This window comes from Arthrobacter globiformis, from assembly GCF_003261175.1.
GTDB lineage: Bacteria > Actinomycetota > Actinomycetes > Actinomycetales > Micrococcaceae > Arthrobacter > Arthrobacter globiformis_A.
In genome coordinates this window covers 199,345-213,029 of the sequence record NZ_QLNP01000062.1, presented here as the reverse complement: position 1 = coordinate 213,029, position 13,685 = coordinate 199,345, and the positions used below count along the sequence as shown (strand labels likewise).

Sequence of the window (13,685 nt, the reverse complement as noted above, 5' to 3'; positions counted from 1 at the left end):
CTGTACGTGACCCCGCCTTGGTGGTGGATTATTTCTCGCCGGCGCGCTCCAATGCCTGGTCGTGCTCGGCGTGGGCCTGGCGGATCAGGTTCATGAACTCGGTCTCGTTCCGGATGAGGCGCTTGTACTTCTCCGGCTGCTTCTTGAGTTCCTGCTCCTCGTGGACCAGCTTGTCGAAGATCCGCTCGCGCTCGGCGATGTCCGTCTCGTAGTTGAGGTCAACGTAGGTGGTGGCATGCCGCCTGGCGCCGGAGACCATGGTTTTGGCCTTGCCCTTGGGGCTGAGGAGGGAGCCGATAATCGTGACGGCGAGTACACCGAGGATCACGCTGAGCGACAGGCCGGTGCTGATTTCGACGACGTTCACGTGTTCGCCGTCGTTAATGAAGGGCAGGTTGTTCTCGTGCAGGGCATGCAGGATCAGCTTCACGCCGATGAAGCCGAGGATGGCGGCGAGGCCGTAGGAGAGGTAGATGAGCCGGTCGAGGAGCTCGTCGATGAGGAAGAACAGCTGCCGCAGGCCCATGAGCGAGAACGCGGTGGCCGTGAAGACGATGAACACGTTCTGCGTCAGGCCGAAGATGGCCGGGATGGAGTCCAGCGCGAAGAGGATGTCAGTGGCGCCGATGGCCACCATCACCAGGAGCATCGGCGTGAGGACCTTCTTGCCGTCAACCTCGGTGAAGAGCTTGTCGCCGTCGAAATGTTCGGACGCGGGCAGGAACTTCTTGGCGAGCCGGACCACGAGGGTTTCGCTGTCGTCGTCGTGGTTGTCAGGCTTGAGCAGGTTCCCGGCGGTGATTAGCAGGATCAGTCCGAAGATGTAGAACACCCAGGCAAAGCTGTTGATCAGCGCGGCGCCGAGGAAGATGAAGCCGGTCCGCGCGATCAGCGAGAAGACGATGCCGAACAGGAGTACCTTCTGCTGGTCGGCGCGCGGAACCTTGAAGCTGGACATGATGATCAGGAAGACGAAGAGGTTGTCCACGGACAGCGCCTTCTCGGTCACGTAGCCGGCGAAATACTCTGTGCCCATCTTGGAGCCGCCAAAGAGCCAGACGCCGAGACCGAACACGAGGGCCATGCCCACGTAAATGGCGGACCACGTGGCGGATTCCTTCAGGGACGGGGTGTGGGCCTTGCGGACGTGGAAGAAGAAGTCGAAGACCAGGAGCGCAACGATCCCGGCAATCGTGAGCGTCCAGACGATAGGAGGAACTTCCATGCTGCCTCTTTCCTGAGCGTTTCGGGCGGGGCGTGCAAGACAACCCTACCCAGTCCGCTCAGCCCGCCCGCAAGGCGCCGCTGGGTTTACCCGTACATCAGCGAGCCTGGCGTGGTGAGCTTTTCCCCGGTTTCGAGCCAGGTCTTCAGGCCGGAGAGGATCATTGGCCAGCCGCCGTAAAGCTGATCGTTGGCGCCTTCGCGGAGTTGGTCGTGCGTGACCGTGAGGTGGCAGGAGTCATCGCCGACCGGCTCGATTTCCCAGGTGACGCGGGAGGTGCCCTCGGCTTTGACGTCCTCGCCCCACAGCGCGCGCATGGTCTGCACCAGCCGGCGCGGGGGATCGACCTCCAGGTTCTCGCCCTCGCCCAGGATCGATCCGGCATTGGGGTTGCCCATCTCGAAACGGGAGCCCGGCGTCCAGTCCGACTTCAGCGTGTTCCCGAACTGGTACTTGCTGCGGATGTCGCTGTCCGTGATGGCTTCCCAGAGCCGTTCCGGAGTGGTCTTGATGTAGATTTCGAAGATCTTTTCCATGGGACTTTCCAATCGGGATTTGAGGTCGCTGAGCGCAGCGGCCCATGGTTCTGCGTATTTGCTCACCCAGCGGTCGTGGACGAGCCTGATGGGCACCGGATTGAGGAAGTGCAGTTTCTCGCGGCCGCGGCGCCTGGTCACCACGAGGCCCGCCTCTTCCAGGATCTTCAGGTGCTTCATGACGCCGAATCGGGTGATCTCGAACCGCGACTCCAGCGCGCCAAGGGTCTGGCCGTCCTCGCTGAAGAGCGCGTCCAGCAGGTCCCTGCGGATGGGGTCGGCGAGGGCCTTGAACACGGCGTCCACACCGTCAGAATAGGTGACCATTTGGTCACATGTCAACGGTCCGCGGGTTCTCCCAAGAACGACGGCGTCAGTCCGCCAGCGTCAGCAGCTTCCCCTCCGTCACGGCCTGGCGGGAGAGCGTCTTGTAGCCCTCCTGCTCGAAGAGCACGGTGATCACGTCCTCCTCGTGCCGCATTACGATGCCCGCGCCCCACTCCTTGTGCACCACGGATGCCTGGAGGGGGAAGGCTTCGCCGCCCGCGGCGGCCGCGGCGCCGTCGTCGTAATCCTCTTCATAGGCGGAGCCGTCGGCGCAGTTGTCGCAGTTGCCGCAGGGTTCGGGCAGGTCCTCGCCGAAGTAGCCCAGCAGGAATTGGCGGCGGCAGGCGTCCGTCTCCGCGTAGCCGCGCGCCATCTCGATCCGGGACCGGTCCACGCGCTGGCGTGCTTCTGCGAGTTCGACGGCGTGTTCCACCACCTTGGGCAGCTTGGCGTCGGTGTCCAGCCGGATGCCCCGTTTGAGGGCCTTCACGGAGCGGGTCTCCTGCAGTTCGTTGAGCAGGCCGGTCAGGCGCCGCGACGGGATGCCGGTCTGCTCGGCGAGCGCCTTCTGGGTGACCGGGCCGTCGGCGGCGCGCAGGGCGGTGAGGACACCGAGCAGGGCGTCCTCGTCCGGCTTGTGGGTGCCGAAGAACTTGCGCAGGCCCAGGTCCTCGGGCCGGTAGTGCAGGACGGCGGAGGCGGGCTGCCCGTCGCGGCCGGAGCGGCCGATTTCCTGGTAGTAGGCGTCGAGGGACTCGGGGATGTCGGCGTGGATCACGAAGCGGACGTTGGGCTTGTCGATGCCCATGCCGAATGCGGTGGTGGCCACCACGACGTCGAGTTGGTCGTCGAGGAACTGCTCGTGGACCTGGTCACGCTCGCTCTGCTTCCGGCCGGCGTGGTACGCCGCGGCACGCAGCCCGCGTTCGGTGAGTTCCGCCGCGTAGGTTTCAGTGTCCTTGCGTGTGGCGGCATACAGCAGGCCGGGCCCCTTGAGGTCGGCCACCTGCTCGACGACGGCGCGCCGCTTGTCCCGGTCCTCGAGGTGCCGGACGACGTCGAGCCGGATGTTGGGCCGGTCGAACCCGTGGACCAGCACCAGCGGGTCCTTCATGCGCAGGCGCTGCTGGATCTCGTCACGCACCGGGGGAGAGGCGGTGGCGGTGAGCGCGGCGACGGGCGGGTTGCCGAGTTGCGCGCGGACCTCGCCCAGCCGCAGGTAGTCGGGGCGGAAGTCGTGCCCCCAGGAGGAGACGCAGTGGGCCTCGTCCACCACGAACAACGAGACGTTCATGGCGGCCAGCCGCTCCACGGTCTCGGACTTGGCCAGCTGCTCGGGGGCCAGGAAGAGGAATGCCGCCTCGCCGCGCTCGGCAGCCTCCCACGCGTCCTGCACCTCCGAATCCTTCCGGCCGGAGTTGATGGCGACGGCGGACGCCCCGCCCAGGTCCTCCAGCAGGCCGTCCAGCTGGTCCTCCTGGAGGGCGATCAACGGGGAAACGACGACGGCGGGACCGCGCCTTGCGCTGTTGGCCGCGGTGGCGTCGGGGTGCTTGGCTTGGTGCCCGCCGTGGATGAACAGGGCGGCAACCTGGTAGATGGCCGACTTGCCGTAACCGGTGGGCATGACGGCGAGGACGTCGCGGCCCTGGACGAGGGCGCGCATGCCCGCGAGCTGGCCGTCGCGGAGTTGGGGGAGCCCGTAGGCGTCGGCGGCGAGTTGGCGGAGGCCGGCGTCGGGATTGCTGTTGGGATCTGTGCTGTTGCCAGCTGGGTCGGGTGTGGCGGCATCCGCGGCGGCGGTGGGTCTTCCGGCTGTGTCGGCTGTGGCGGCGAGGGCTTCGGTCATGATGGCAGCTCCGTACAGGGCGTTCCAAGGCCGGGTGTCTTCAGCCGTGGAATCCACCCTAGTGCGAGGTCCGCCCCGCGTCATGTCTTCAACAGCACAGCGGCATCAGCGGACCGGCCCGCCACACCGCCGGGCGGCCCGTCTTTCCGTCATCCCTCAGAGCGAGCGGGCCCTTCGGACCCCAGCCCCTCGGCCGGCAGTCCCATGGTCCGCGGCCGGGAACCGCGTATGGGAGTGGATTCTCACGGTCGCGTGGGCGGCCCTGGACTTCGGGATGATGAGTTCCCCATGCCCGCCGCGGCTCATGTCGCGGATGAGGCCGGTCCCGGCGACTTCCCTGGTCCAGGAAATCCCCGCCACGGCAGCCTCTTTGGTGGGGTAGTTCACTGAAACGGCCACCAGGCCGCCGGTCGCGTCCAGAAGCCTGACGCGGAAGCCGCCGTCCGGAGCATCGATGATTTCAAAGTAGCCGGCCATGACAAACCCCTCCGATCGTGCACCTTGCTGGCATGTCCCCTACGCCTATTTTGGACCATTCCTGCCCGGAAGGACCGCCCGGATGAGCGCCGGAATCCGGAAAGCAATTAACCGTTGTTGCGCCGAGCTGCCGGTGGGAAGATCAAGCTGCCGAATACGGCCACAAGCTCAAAGGAGACGGAGATGGCTGGCGGACAAGGATTGATCAAGCGGTTTTACAACGAGGTGCTGACCGGCGGAAACCTGGCGCTCATCGACGAGCTGGTGGCGGACGACGTCGTCGATCACGAGGAGGGCTTTCCGGGGCAGCCGCCGGGGAAGGAGGGCGTGAAGTTCTATGTGAACGCCATCCGGACCGCCTTTCCGGATCTGGCGGTCAAGACGGCAGAACCCGCTCTGGCCGAGGGCAACCTGGAAGCAGTCCACAGCGTCCTCACGGGAACGCACCAGGGCGACTTCGCGGGCGTGCCGGCCACCGGCAATTCGGTGGAATTCTCGGGCATCGACATCATCCGGGTGCAGGACGGCAAGGTGGCCGAGCACTGGGGATCGACGGACACCATGAGCCTGATGCAGCAGATTGGAGCCGTGCCAAAGTAGGGCCTGGTTAGCGACCCGAAACAGACAAGAAGTACGACGACGGCGGGCGACGCGCGCCGTCGTCTTGCGTCTCTCACGGCGCGTCGTCCGGGACGCGCCGCGGCCTCCCCGTGTGCCAACCCGAAGCCCTGTATCATCCCTTCAGGGGGCGGTGACGCCGAAGCGTCAACCTGGGGGACAGCAGCAGATGTGCAAGCCATAAAGCCTTAAGCAAAACGGGCTATCCGAGCCGCCTGCCCGCCGTCCAGCCACGTGTTATCCACCACAGGTCGCGCTCACGCGGCGTTCCTGTTCCAGGTGGATTCCGCTCGACCCACCCTACTGCACCACCCCCTTCAGCACTGCCCACCCTTCTTCCTCACTCCGCCACCTCGGCGACCCCTGCCGTCGCCTGCCCTGAAAGGACCGCAATGAGCCACCCCGGCCCAACCATGCCACCGCCGCCCTCCGACTACACCACCTACGGGGCGCCGCAGTATGCGAACGGGCAGTTGTTGGACGGGCAGAACGCGGGGCAGGCGTATCCGGGGCAGTACGGGTCCTTCCCGGGGCAGCCTGGGGCGGAACCGCAGAAGTCCTTCCTGGTCACCTGGCTTTTCTCGCTGCTCCTGGGCGTACTGGGCGTGGACCGGTTCTATCTCGGCAAGACCGGCACGGGCATCGCCAAGCTGCTGACGCTGGGCGGACTGGGCTGGTGGGCGCTGGTGGACCTGGTCATTACGCTGGCCGGGAAGCAGACGGACAAGAACGGCCGGCCGCTGGCAGGGTATGCGCAGCTCAAGAAGCTGGCTGTTGTGGTCACGATTGTCTTTTTGGTGGTCAACCTGGTGGTTGGCGTGTTCATCGGGATGGCCGCCGCCGCTCTTGTCCGGCAGGCCACCACTCCGCCAATCGTCACCGCCGCTCCTGTCACGACGGAGAGCCCCGCCTCGGATCCCTCGGCGGATCCGGCGGCCAGCGGGGAAGCAGCTGCAGGCGAAGACCGTCCCCGCCTGGGGGCGCAGACGCTGAAGGGCACCGGCAACGCCGTCAAGACCGTGGACCTCAAGGGCGTCCCCGCTGTGGTGACGTTCACGTGCAAGGCCTGCAGCGGCAACACGGTCCTGGAAACGAACGGACATGAGATGCTCCTGGTCAACGCCGTCGGCCCGTACGCAGGGTCGCACCTCGTGGACACCAGCACCGCCGCCACCACCGAGTTGGCTATCAGCGCCAACTCCGCGTGGACACTGAAGATCGAGGACATCGACAGCGTTCCCACCTCAACGGACAAAGTGAGCGGTCACGGCGACATGGTTATCTACTGGGATGCGTTCAGCGACAAGGCTGCGGTGACCAACAAGGGTGAAGGCAGCTTCGTGGTGCAGGGCTTCGGCAGCGAGGTTCCCGAGCTGCCCGTCAACAAGATCGGCGACTACAGCGGCACCGTGAAGCTCACCCCCGGCTTCGTCCAGGTCAACTCCGACGGCGACTGGACCATCGCGGCGAAGTAGCGTTCCGCAACTGAGGGCCCCGCAGGACCCGGCACTCGTGCCTGGTCCGCGGGGCCTTTTGCGTCCGGTGGTTGAGCGCGTCGAGAAGAGGGGCCCGCTGGTTGAGCTTGTCGAAACCACTCAGTGGAAGCCCTACATTGTATTGCCGTCTTTCCCTTTGGCCCTGCTGAGCGCAGAATAACCGTGCGAGCCGCGCAATGAGTGTGTAGGCCGCGAAGGCTGGCGACATACATGGGCAGGGAACTTTCGAAGGCGTCTGTTTCGGCACCCGAGACAAATTCAATATCTAAATCGGAGCGACACCGGTCCTTCAACGCCGGGGCCCCGGTTCCTGGTGTCCTGCTGGCTTTGGTCATGATTTGCCTGACGGTGGCTGGAACCGTGCCGGCCGCGGCAGTGGGCGCAACTGTCGGCGCACAAACCACTCCGAGTCCGGTGCCCACGCCTACACCCGCAGAAGATCTTGGCCCTTTGTGTGCCCAAGCCGCTGGTCTGACTAAGGCAGGCAAATCTGCGGACGCCTTGGCCCTGATCGAAAAAGTCCGCGGCCAGGGGCGGAGCCCCGCTCTGCCTGCGACGACGGCCTGCGAGCAGGAGCGGCTTGCGGCCGTCCGCGCGGCAGCGCAGCCCGCGCCAGCGGCCCCACCGCAGAACCCGGCCGAGAAGGCCGGCGCCAACTGGGACCGATTCAACGCCGAGTGGATATCGCCCCTTTCGAAGGCTGGACTCGCGTTGCTGGGCCTCGTCGCTGGGTTCCTGGTGCTAGGGAGGCTGCTGGTCCTGCTGCCTAAAATAGCCGGGGCGAGGAAAAGTCCGGCGGACCGGGCCCTTTTGGCACTTACCGGGCTGGCGTTCATTCTGTTCGGTTCCTGTTTGATCGTGCTGGCGCCTGAGTGGAATGCAAATGCCATCGAAGGGAAGTCCTTCGGGCAGATGGCGGCGGGTGCGCTGTTGGCCTTTCTCGGCTCTGTTGTCTTGGCCGTTTACTTGAGCAGCCGGCTGCGCCTGACGCTGGATGTGCGCGACACGAAGGGCGAAACCAGCAAGGTCGATGTCTCCCAGATCGGTGCCCTCCTGCATGAGCTTGGCGCCGATGCTCCCCGGGGACTGGAAGTTCCGGAAGGGGCGGACGTGACGGCGCTGGCCGATAACGCCATGCCCGTCTCTTTTACCAACAAGGTACTGGCTGCAGTTCAGAAGCTCGTGGTCTCCATATTCGGCGTCACGCCTTGGCGGGTGGTGGTGTCCTCATCCAATGAAGACTCGATGACCGTATCCATGGCGCGAAACGGAGCGAGTGTTGGCGCGGTCACGATTGACAGAAATGAGCTACAGCTGGCCGACGGGCAGAGTAAAAAGCCCGGCACGGATGCCAAGGCAACGACGCCGACGACGACAAATAGCGCTGCCGAGTTGGAGCTGCACAAGATGGCGGCAGCGTACATCCTCGTGACGCTGGCAAAGAAGCATCACGGGTTTGACGGTCTATGCGGGGCCACAGATTGGCGGAGCCTCGGACTCCATTACGTAGCCACTACCGACACCACCATGGCAGACGAAAGGGCAAAGAGACTGCTGGGTGCCGCTGTCGACCATGACGCGGGAAATATGCTCGCCGAGGTGGCTCTGCAACACGCATTGTTCCGGGAAAGTACCGATAAGGAGACCATCAAGACCTACGCGGACTGGCTGCTAGGAATGGCCAATGAAATCAGGAATGACATCGACCGCCGAGCAAAATCTGCAGCCGGCTACACGCCGCTGCTGTATCGCATTGAACTGACGTTCCTCAGCATGGTGCTGAACCTGCCTCCCGACTCTTCCGCCTTTCTGCAGTTGCAGCGGCCCGGACGGGAAATTGCTGGGAATCTGGTGCGAAAACTTGAGCCATCCCGGCGTCTTAATGTGCCTGGTCCCTGGGCGTACGCGATGCGTCTGGATGCGGCGCTCGCATACCGGGACCTCGATGAGACCTCACCTGAGAAGGCCGTTCAGCACAGTGACCTGCACACTGCAGCGCTCGCCTCCATTGCACCCAGAACCGCCTACAACGCGGCGTGCAGCATAGCGAGGAGAAGGGGCGAAGCAGCTGTGGAGGAGGTGAAAGGTCGCCTCAGGTATGCACTTAGGGATCCAGGGCTAACGGCTTGGGCCAGGAAGGACCCGGAGCTCGCAGTTTTGCGGAAGAACCCTGATTTCCTGCAATTCCTCGGGGTGACTCCGCGGCAGGACTTCTGGAAGCTGGAGGCGTTCGAGCCTTACGAAAAGCAGCTGCGCAAAGCAGGGATAGCAAGACCACGCGACCTGTACGCACATGAGGTGGGACAGAGCGACATCAGCGCCTACCTCCAAGTAAACCCGTTGGTGATCAAGCGCCTGTCTCGGCTGGCAACCTTTGTCCGCCGAGCCGAGGCAGTACCGTCCTGGGAAGCGACAAAGTCGGCGCAGAAGTTCCGGGTGGAAGTGATTGGGGCGCTTCTGCAGTACGGCATTGAACGTCCAGAAGAAATTCCATATGCGGACACGACGAGTGTTGACGAGTCCTTCGTTAAAAGGCTGCGGAACACCATTGAGGAGCGGGTTCTCATAGCCCCGGACGCCGCGCCGCTGAAGGAGTGGTTGCGCCAGCTGAAGAAGACGCCCCCGGAGACGCCCGCCGTTCAGCCTTCCACGGGCTCCGTCGAGTAGACATGAAAGATCGTCTCCTCGGGCTCGGCTGCTAATGAGCCTTCGAAAATCTCGAGCGCCCTGGCCACTTCAGGAAGGGACTCCTGCCGGTCGAGGGCAGCCCGGTCCTCGAACACTTCCGTGGCTATGAAGACGTCGGGATCGGTCACGTCGCGGCCGATGTCGAAGCTGACCACGCCGTCCAGGGCCCGGCTGGGCCGGACAACGTCCCGAAGCACAGCCATGACTTCGTCGGCTTTGCCGGGCTGGCACCTGACCAGGAATCGAACCACGATCATTGGTAGCTCCCATCGATCTCCGTGAGGAAATGCTACGCCTGTCCTGCGTGTGCCGAGGGGTTAGCTCCGCGGGGCCACGCCTTAGATGGTGTCCAGATCGATGCTGTCCAGGGCGAATCCGGCCGGCGGAAATTCGTAGCTGGGCATCTGCTCCCGATGGAGATGGCGGACAACGAGCTTCCATCTGCTGGGGTTTCCGCCGACGGTAGGCATGATGCTTCCCTCCGTGATGTAGTGAACGGCTGCTCCGTCAGTGAGCGGGGCCCACCATCCATTGGCCGGGCAATGGTCGCCGGTCCTGGGGCTGGGGGAATCGCTGGCAGGTGGGCAGCCGCCGAAACCCGCGGAGCCGCCCGCCGCCGTGCCGGCTGTGTGATGGAGCTGGATGCGCTTCTTCATGTGCTTCTTCCTCGAAGTTGACGGGGCAGGGGCGGTTGCCGTCGGCCGCTTGCGGCTAAAAGTGAAATGACGGTAAATCGGATTTTACATTCCTATTGTTGACAATCGTACTGCCCAATCCTAGGTTTGTGTAACACGGGTCACATCGACCTGACACATCTCATTAACCCCGGCGAGCCCGGGTGAATGGAGTACATATGACCGGCAACATTTCACGGCGGAACGTCCTGCGCGGCGCGGGTGTCGCGGTCCTCGGGGCCACAGTGGCAGGGTGGGCCACGGGCTGTTCCAGCGTGGCCGTCGGCGGACCCGCCTCGGGCGCCGCGAGCAACCTCCTGGAGACAGCGAAGTCCCAGGGATTCCTCCGCGTCGGCATCGCCAATGAACCGCCGTACACTCAGGTCAGTGCCGACGGCAACGTCACCGGCTGCGAGCCTGACGTGCTGCGCGCCGTCTGTAAACGCCTGGGTATCGACGACGTGCAGGGAATCGTCACGCCCTATGAATCAATGATTCCCGGCCTCAACGCCAACCGCTGGGACGTCATCGCGGCCGGCCTGTTCATGAAGCAGTCCCGCTGCGGGCAGGTCCTCTATTCGGAGCCGGTCATCGTTTCCACGGAGTCCTTCGCAACCCCCAAGGGCAACCCGAAGGGCATCACCACCGTGGCCAACGTCCTGGCAGACAAGTCCCTGCGGATCGCCGTGCTGCCTGGCGGCTTCGAGGAGGGCGTGCTCCAGTCCGCCAATGTCCCGGCGTCCCAGCAGGTGAAGATCAACGACGGCCGCAGTGGCCTTGAGGCGCTCAAGGCGAACCGGGCCGACGCCTTCATGCTGCCCACCCTGTCGCTGCAGGCCCTGGCGAAGGACGATGCCAGCTTCGACATCAGCAAGCCGGTGGACGACGCCCCGCGCACCGGCTCCGGCGCCGCGTTCCGCAACGCCGACGCCGCGTTCCACGAGGCCTACAACAAGGAGCTTGCCGCCTTCAAGAAAACCCCGGAGTTCGCCACGATCCTCACCAAGTGGGGCTTCGACGCGACCGTGGTGGAAGGCGTCACCGCCGAGGAGCTATGCAAGACCGCGGGGTGATCCGGATGACAGCCCGGAAAAGGAGTCGCGGATGTCCGCCGTAATCGAATACGCCCCGCTGCTGTGGCAGGGGCTGCTGACCACCATCCTGGTGACCGTGCTCAGCGGGGCGCTGTGCCTGGTCGTCGCGTTCGCCGCGGGGCTGGCCCGCCTGTCCGGCCACCGTTTCCTGCGCTGGCCGGCCGGCGTCTTCATTGAGGTGTTTCGCGGCACCTCGCTGCTGGTGCAGATGTTTTGGCTGTTCTTCGCCCTGCCGTTCTTCGGAATCCAGCTCCACCCGCTCACCGCGGCGGTCCTGGCCCTCGGCCTGAATGAGGGCGCGTACGCGGCCGAGGTTGTCCGCGGCGCCATCGCCAGCCGGGCCAAAGGCCAGACTGAAGCCTGCATCGCCCTGGGCATGGAGCCGGCGCTGCGGCTGCGCCGGATCATCATCCCGCAGTCCATTCCCGCGATGCTGCCGCCGTTCGGCAACGTCATGGTGGACCTGCTGAAGAACACCTCGCTGGTCTCCCTGGTCACCGTGGCGGACCTGACGTTCCGCGCCCAGATGATCCGCAGCACCACGGGACAGACGACGGCGATCTTCCTCACCATCCTGGTGATGTACTTCGTCCTGTCCTGCCTGCTGACCCTGCTGACCGGCTGGCTCGAGCGCCGGTTCGCCCTGGACCGGAAGGCGCTCGCGGCCCAGCGCAAGGAAAGCCGTCTTATGAAGGTGGGTGCCGCATGATCTGGGATAACGACTTTGCCATCTCGGTTCTCCCGCTGCTGCTTGAGGGGCTGTGGGTCACCGTGCAGATCACGCTGCTGGGCACTCTGCTCGCGGCTGTCCTGGGCCTGGTTTTCGCGGTGCTCAGGAGGCTCGCCATTCCGGTGCTGTCTCCCGTGGTGTCTTTCTTCGTGGTGTTCGTCCGCGGGACGCCGCTGCTGGTCCAGGCCTACTGCGCATTCTTTGTGCTCCCCGCCTACGGCATCAGCTTCGACGCCCTTGCCACGGGCGTGGTGGTGATCGGAGTCAACTACAGCGCGTATATGGCGGAGGTCTACCGCAGTGGAATCCAGGGCGTTCCAAAGGGGCAGTGGGAGGCAGCAACGGCGCTCAGCCTCCCCGGTGCGCGCACCTGGGGGCGGATCATCCTGCCGCAGGCCGTGCGCACCGTGGTGCCCATGCTCGGCAACTACCTGATCCAGATGTTCAAGGACTCCGCCGTGCTCTCGGCCATCACCGTGGTGGAACTGATGGCCACGGCCCAGGCGATCGGAAGCTCGAACTTCCGCTACCTGGAACCGCTCACCCTGGCCGCCCTGCTTTTCCTGGCCATCAGCTACCCGGCCTCCCGGCTCGTTAACAGATTGGAGCGGCGCTATGCGCCCCAGCACTGAACCCCAACCCCTGTCCGCCGACGCCGGGTCCGCTCCCGGCCCGATCGTCAGGTTCCAGAACGTCAGCAAGAACTGGGGGTCCAACCAGGTCCTGAAGTCGCTCAACTTCGAGGTCGCCCCGGGGGAGAAGGTTTCGATCATCGGTCCCTCCGGGTCCGGCAAGACCACCATCCTGCGCATCCTCATGACGCTGGAAACCCCCAGCGAGGGACTGGTGACTGTGGACGGGGACATGCTGTGGGACGTCGCACCTGGCCAGAAGGCCAGGGAAACGAAGCAGCTGCGCGAAACCCGCCGGAAAATCGGCATGGTGTTCCAGCAATTCAACCTGTTCCCGCACATGACGGCCATGGAGAACGTCATCGAGGCCCCCATCCATGTGCTGGGAATGGGCAAGGCAGAGGCTCGGGAGCGGGCGTCGGAGCTGCTTAACCTCGTGGGGCTGGGCAAGCACATGAACCACACGCCGCCGCAGATGTCCGGCGGCCAGCAGCAGCGGGTGGCCATCGCCCGGGCGCTGGCCATGCGGCCCAAGGTTCTGCTGTTCGACGAGCCGACGTCGGCCCTGGACCCGGAGCTGATCGGCGAAGTGCTGAACGTGATCCGGAACCTGGCCCACACCACGGACATGACCATGCTCATGGTCACCCACGAGATGCGGTTCGCCGAGGAGATTTCGGACCGGGTGGTGATGTTCGACAACGGCGGAGCCGTGGAGAGCGGACCGCCGTCGCAAATCTTTAAGGACCCGCAGCAGGAGCGGACCCGGACTTTCCTCCGGGCCGTCCTGCAGCACTAGCAGGGGTTCAGACTTCCACAATCAGCGATATCTCAACGGGCGCGTGCCCGGGCAGCTCGGCAACACCGACGGCGGCCCGGGCATGGCGCCCCTTGTCGCCGAAGGCCTTTTCCAGGACCAGCGAGGCGCCGTTGATCACGGCCGGCTGGTCGACGAACCCGTCGGCGGAGGCCACATAGCCGGTGAGGCTGACCACGGAGAGAATCCGGTCCAGGGACCCGAGGTGCTGGCGCAGCGCGGACAGGCAGTTCAGCACGGCCGCGGCGCTGGCCTGCTGGCCCTGCTCGATGCTGACCTCGCGACCAAGCTTGCCGCGGACGGCCAGCACGCCGTTTCGGTGGGGCGTCTGTCCCGAGGTGAATACCAGGTTCCCCACCTGCCGCACCGGCACATAGTTCGCCACCGGAACCGGCGGTTCCGGAAGCTGGCGTTCGACGGCGGCAAGGGGGCTTTCGTGGTTGTCATGGCGGTGGTTCTGGGGCTGCATTTGCGCTACTCCTTCGACGGCGGTGGTCACTTCGGACACTAGGCAAGACGCTC

Annotated in this window: 14 protein-coding genes; 7 read left to right on the top strand and 7 right to left on the bottom strand. The window is 64.9% G+C overall.

Going from position 1 to position 13,685, the window contains the following annotated elements; genetic code table 11:
- Positions 1 to 28: 28 nt before the first annotated feature.
- The 4 genes from DBZ45_RS05240 to DBZ45_RS22900 all read right to left on the bottom strand — a co-directional run bounded on the left by DBZ45_RS05240 (position 29) and on the right by DBZ45_RS22900 (position 4,414).
- A complete protein-coding gene (locus DBZ45_RS05240; RefSeq protein WP_111902872.1) occupies positions 29 to 1,225 on the bottom strand; it encodes a TerC family protein in 1,197 nt (398 codons plus the stop codon).
- Between the two features lie 86 nt (positions 1,226 to 1,311).
- Positions 1,312 to 2,067, bottom strand: coding sequence for an ArsR/SmtB family transcription factor (locus DBZ45_RS05235; protein WP_111903003.1), 756 nt, complete (start codon positions 2,065 to 2,067; stop codon positions 1,312 to 1,314).
- Between the two features lie 67 nt (positions 2,068 to 2,134).
- Complete coding sequence (locus tag DBZ45_RS05230; RefSeq protein WP_223256937.1) at positions 2,135 to 3,937, bottom strand: RecQ family ATP-dependent DNA helicase; 1,803 nt, start codon at positions 3,935 to 3,937, stop codon at positions 2,135 to 2,137.
- 156 nt (positions 3,938 to 4,093) lie between these two features.
- A complete protein-coding gene (locus tag DBZ45_RS22900) occupies positions 4,094 to 4,414 on the bottom strand; it encodes a YegP family protein (protein WP_190243021.1) in 321 nt (106 codons plus the stop codon).
- Between the two features lie 183 nt (positions 4,415 to 4,597).
- Here DBZ45_RS22900 and DBZ45_RS05220 point away from each other — a divergent pair, with 183 nt between their 5' ends.
- The 3 genes from DBZ45_RS05220 to DBZ45_RS05210 all read left to right on the top strand — a co-directional run bounded on the left by DBZ45_RS05220 (position 4,598) and on the right by DBZ45_RS05210 (position 9,195).
- Positions 4,598 to 5,014, top strand: coding sequence for an ester cyclase (locus tag DBZ45_RS05220; protein WP_190243020.1), 417 nt, complete (start codon positions 4,598 to 4,600; stop codon positions 5,012 to 5,014).
- A 410-nt stretch (positions 5,015 to 5,424) separates the two neighbouring features.
- The gene (locus tag DBZ45_RS05215; protein ID WP_223256936.1) at positions 5,425 to 6,507 is read left to right on the top strand and encodes a TM2 domain-containing protein; all 1,083 of its coding nucleotides are present in this window, start codon (positions 5,425 to 5,427) and stop codon (positions 6,505 to 6,507) included.
- Between the two features lie 522 nt (positions 6,508 to 7,029).
- Positions 7,030 to 9,195: a hypothetical protein gene (locus DBZ45_RS05210; RefSeq protein WP_146617457.1), complete on the top strand. Its 2,166-nt coding sequence runs from the start codon at positions 7,030 to 7,032 to the stop codon at positions 9,193 to 9,195.
- On the opposite strand, the gene DBZ45_RS05205 is transcribed toward DBZ45_RS05210, so the two are convergent.
- Both DBZ45_RS05205 and DBZ45_RS05200 read right to left on the bottom strand, forming a co-directional pair.
- Entirely contained in the window at positions 9,168 to 9,473 is a 306-nt protein-coding gene (locus DBZ45_RS05205) for a putative quinol monooxygenase (RefSeq protein ID WP_111902869.1), read from the bottom strand. The genes DBZ45_RS05210 and DBZ45_RS05205 overlap by 28 nt on opposite strands.
- A gap of 81 nt (positions 9,474 to 9,554) precedes the next feature.
- Positions 9,555 to 9,872, bottom strand: coding sequence for a hypothetical protein (locus tag DBZ45_RS05200; protein ID WP_111902868.1), 318 nt, complete (start codon positions 9,870 to 9,872; stop codon positions 9,555 to 9,557).
- 197 nt (positions 9,873 to 10,069) lie between these two features.
- Here DBZ45_RS05200 and ehuB point away from each other — a divergent pair, with 197 nt between their 5' ends.
- Genes ehuB through ehuA form a run of 4 tightly spaced genes read left to right on the top strand, consistent with a single transcriptional unit; the run spans position 10,070 to position 13,145 of the window.
- Positions 10,070 to 10,963: an ectoine/hydroxyectoine ABC transporter substrate-binding protein EhuB gene (gene ehuB, locus DBZ45_RS05195; RefSeq protein WP_111902867.1), complete on the top strand. Its 894-nt coding sequence runs from the start codon at positions 10,070 to 10,072 to the stop codon at positions 10,961 to 10,963.
- Positions 10,964 to 10,994: 31 nt separating this feature from the next.
- Positions 10,995 to 11,693, top strand: coding sequence for an ectoine/hydroxyectoine ABC transporter permease subunit EhuC (ehuC, locus tag DBZ45_RS05190; protein WP_111902866.1), 699 nt, complete (start codon positions 10,995 to 10,997; stop codon positions 11,691 to 11,693).
- Positions 11,690 to 12,346 (top strand): ectoine/hydroxyectoine ABC transporter permease subunit EhuD, encoded by a 657-nt coding sequence (ehuD, locus tag DBZ45_RS05185; RefSeq protein ID WP_111902865.1) that lies wholly within the window; start codon positions 11,690 to 11,692, stop codon positions 12,344 to 12,346. The genes ehuC and ehuD overlap by 4 nt, the downstream gene beginning before the upstream one ends.
- Complete coding sequence (gene ehuA / locus DBZ45_RS05180; protein WP_111902864.1) at positions 12,330 to 13,145, top strand: ectoine/hydroxyectoine ABC transporter ATP-binding protein EhuA; 816 nt, start codon at positions 12,330 to 12,332, stop codon at positions 13,143 to 13,145. Before ehuD ends, ehuA begins: the two co-directional genes overlap by 17 nt.
- Before the next feature lie 7 nt (positions 13,146 to 13,152).
- On the opposite strand, the gene DBZ45_RS05175 is transcribed toward ehuA, so the two are convergent.
- Entirely contained in the window at positions 13,153 to 13,632 is a 480-nt protein-coding gene (locus DBZ45_RS05175; protein ID WP_111902863.1) for a RidA family protein, read from the bottom strand.
- Positions 13,633 to 13,685 lie beyond the last annotated feature (53 nt).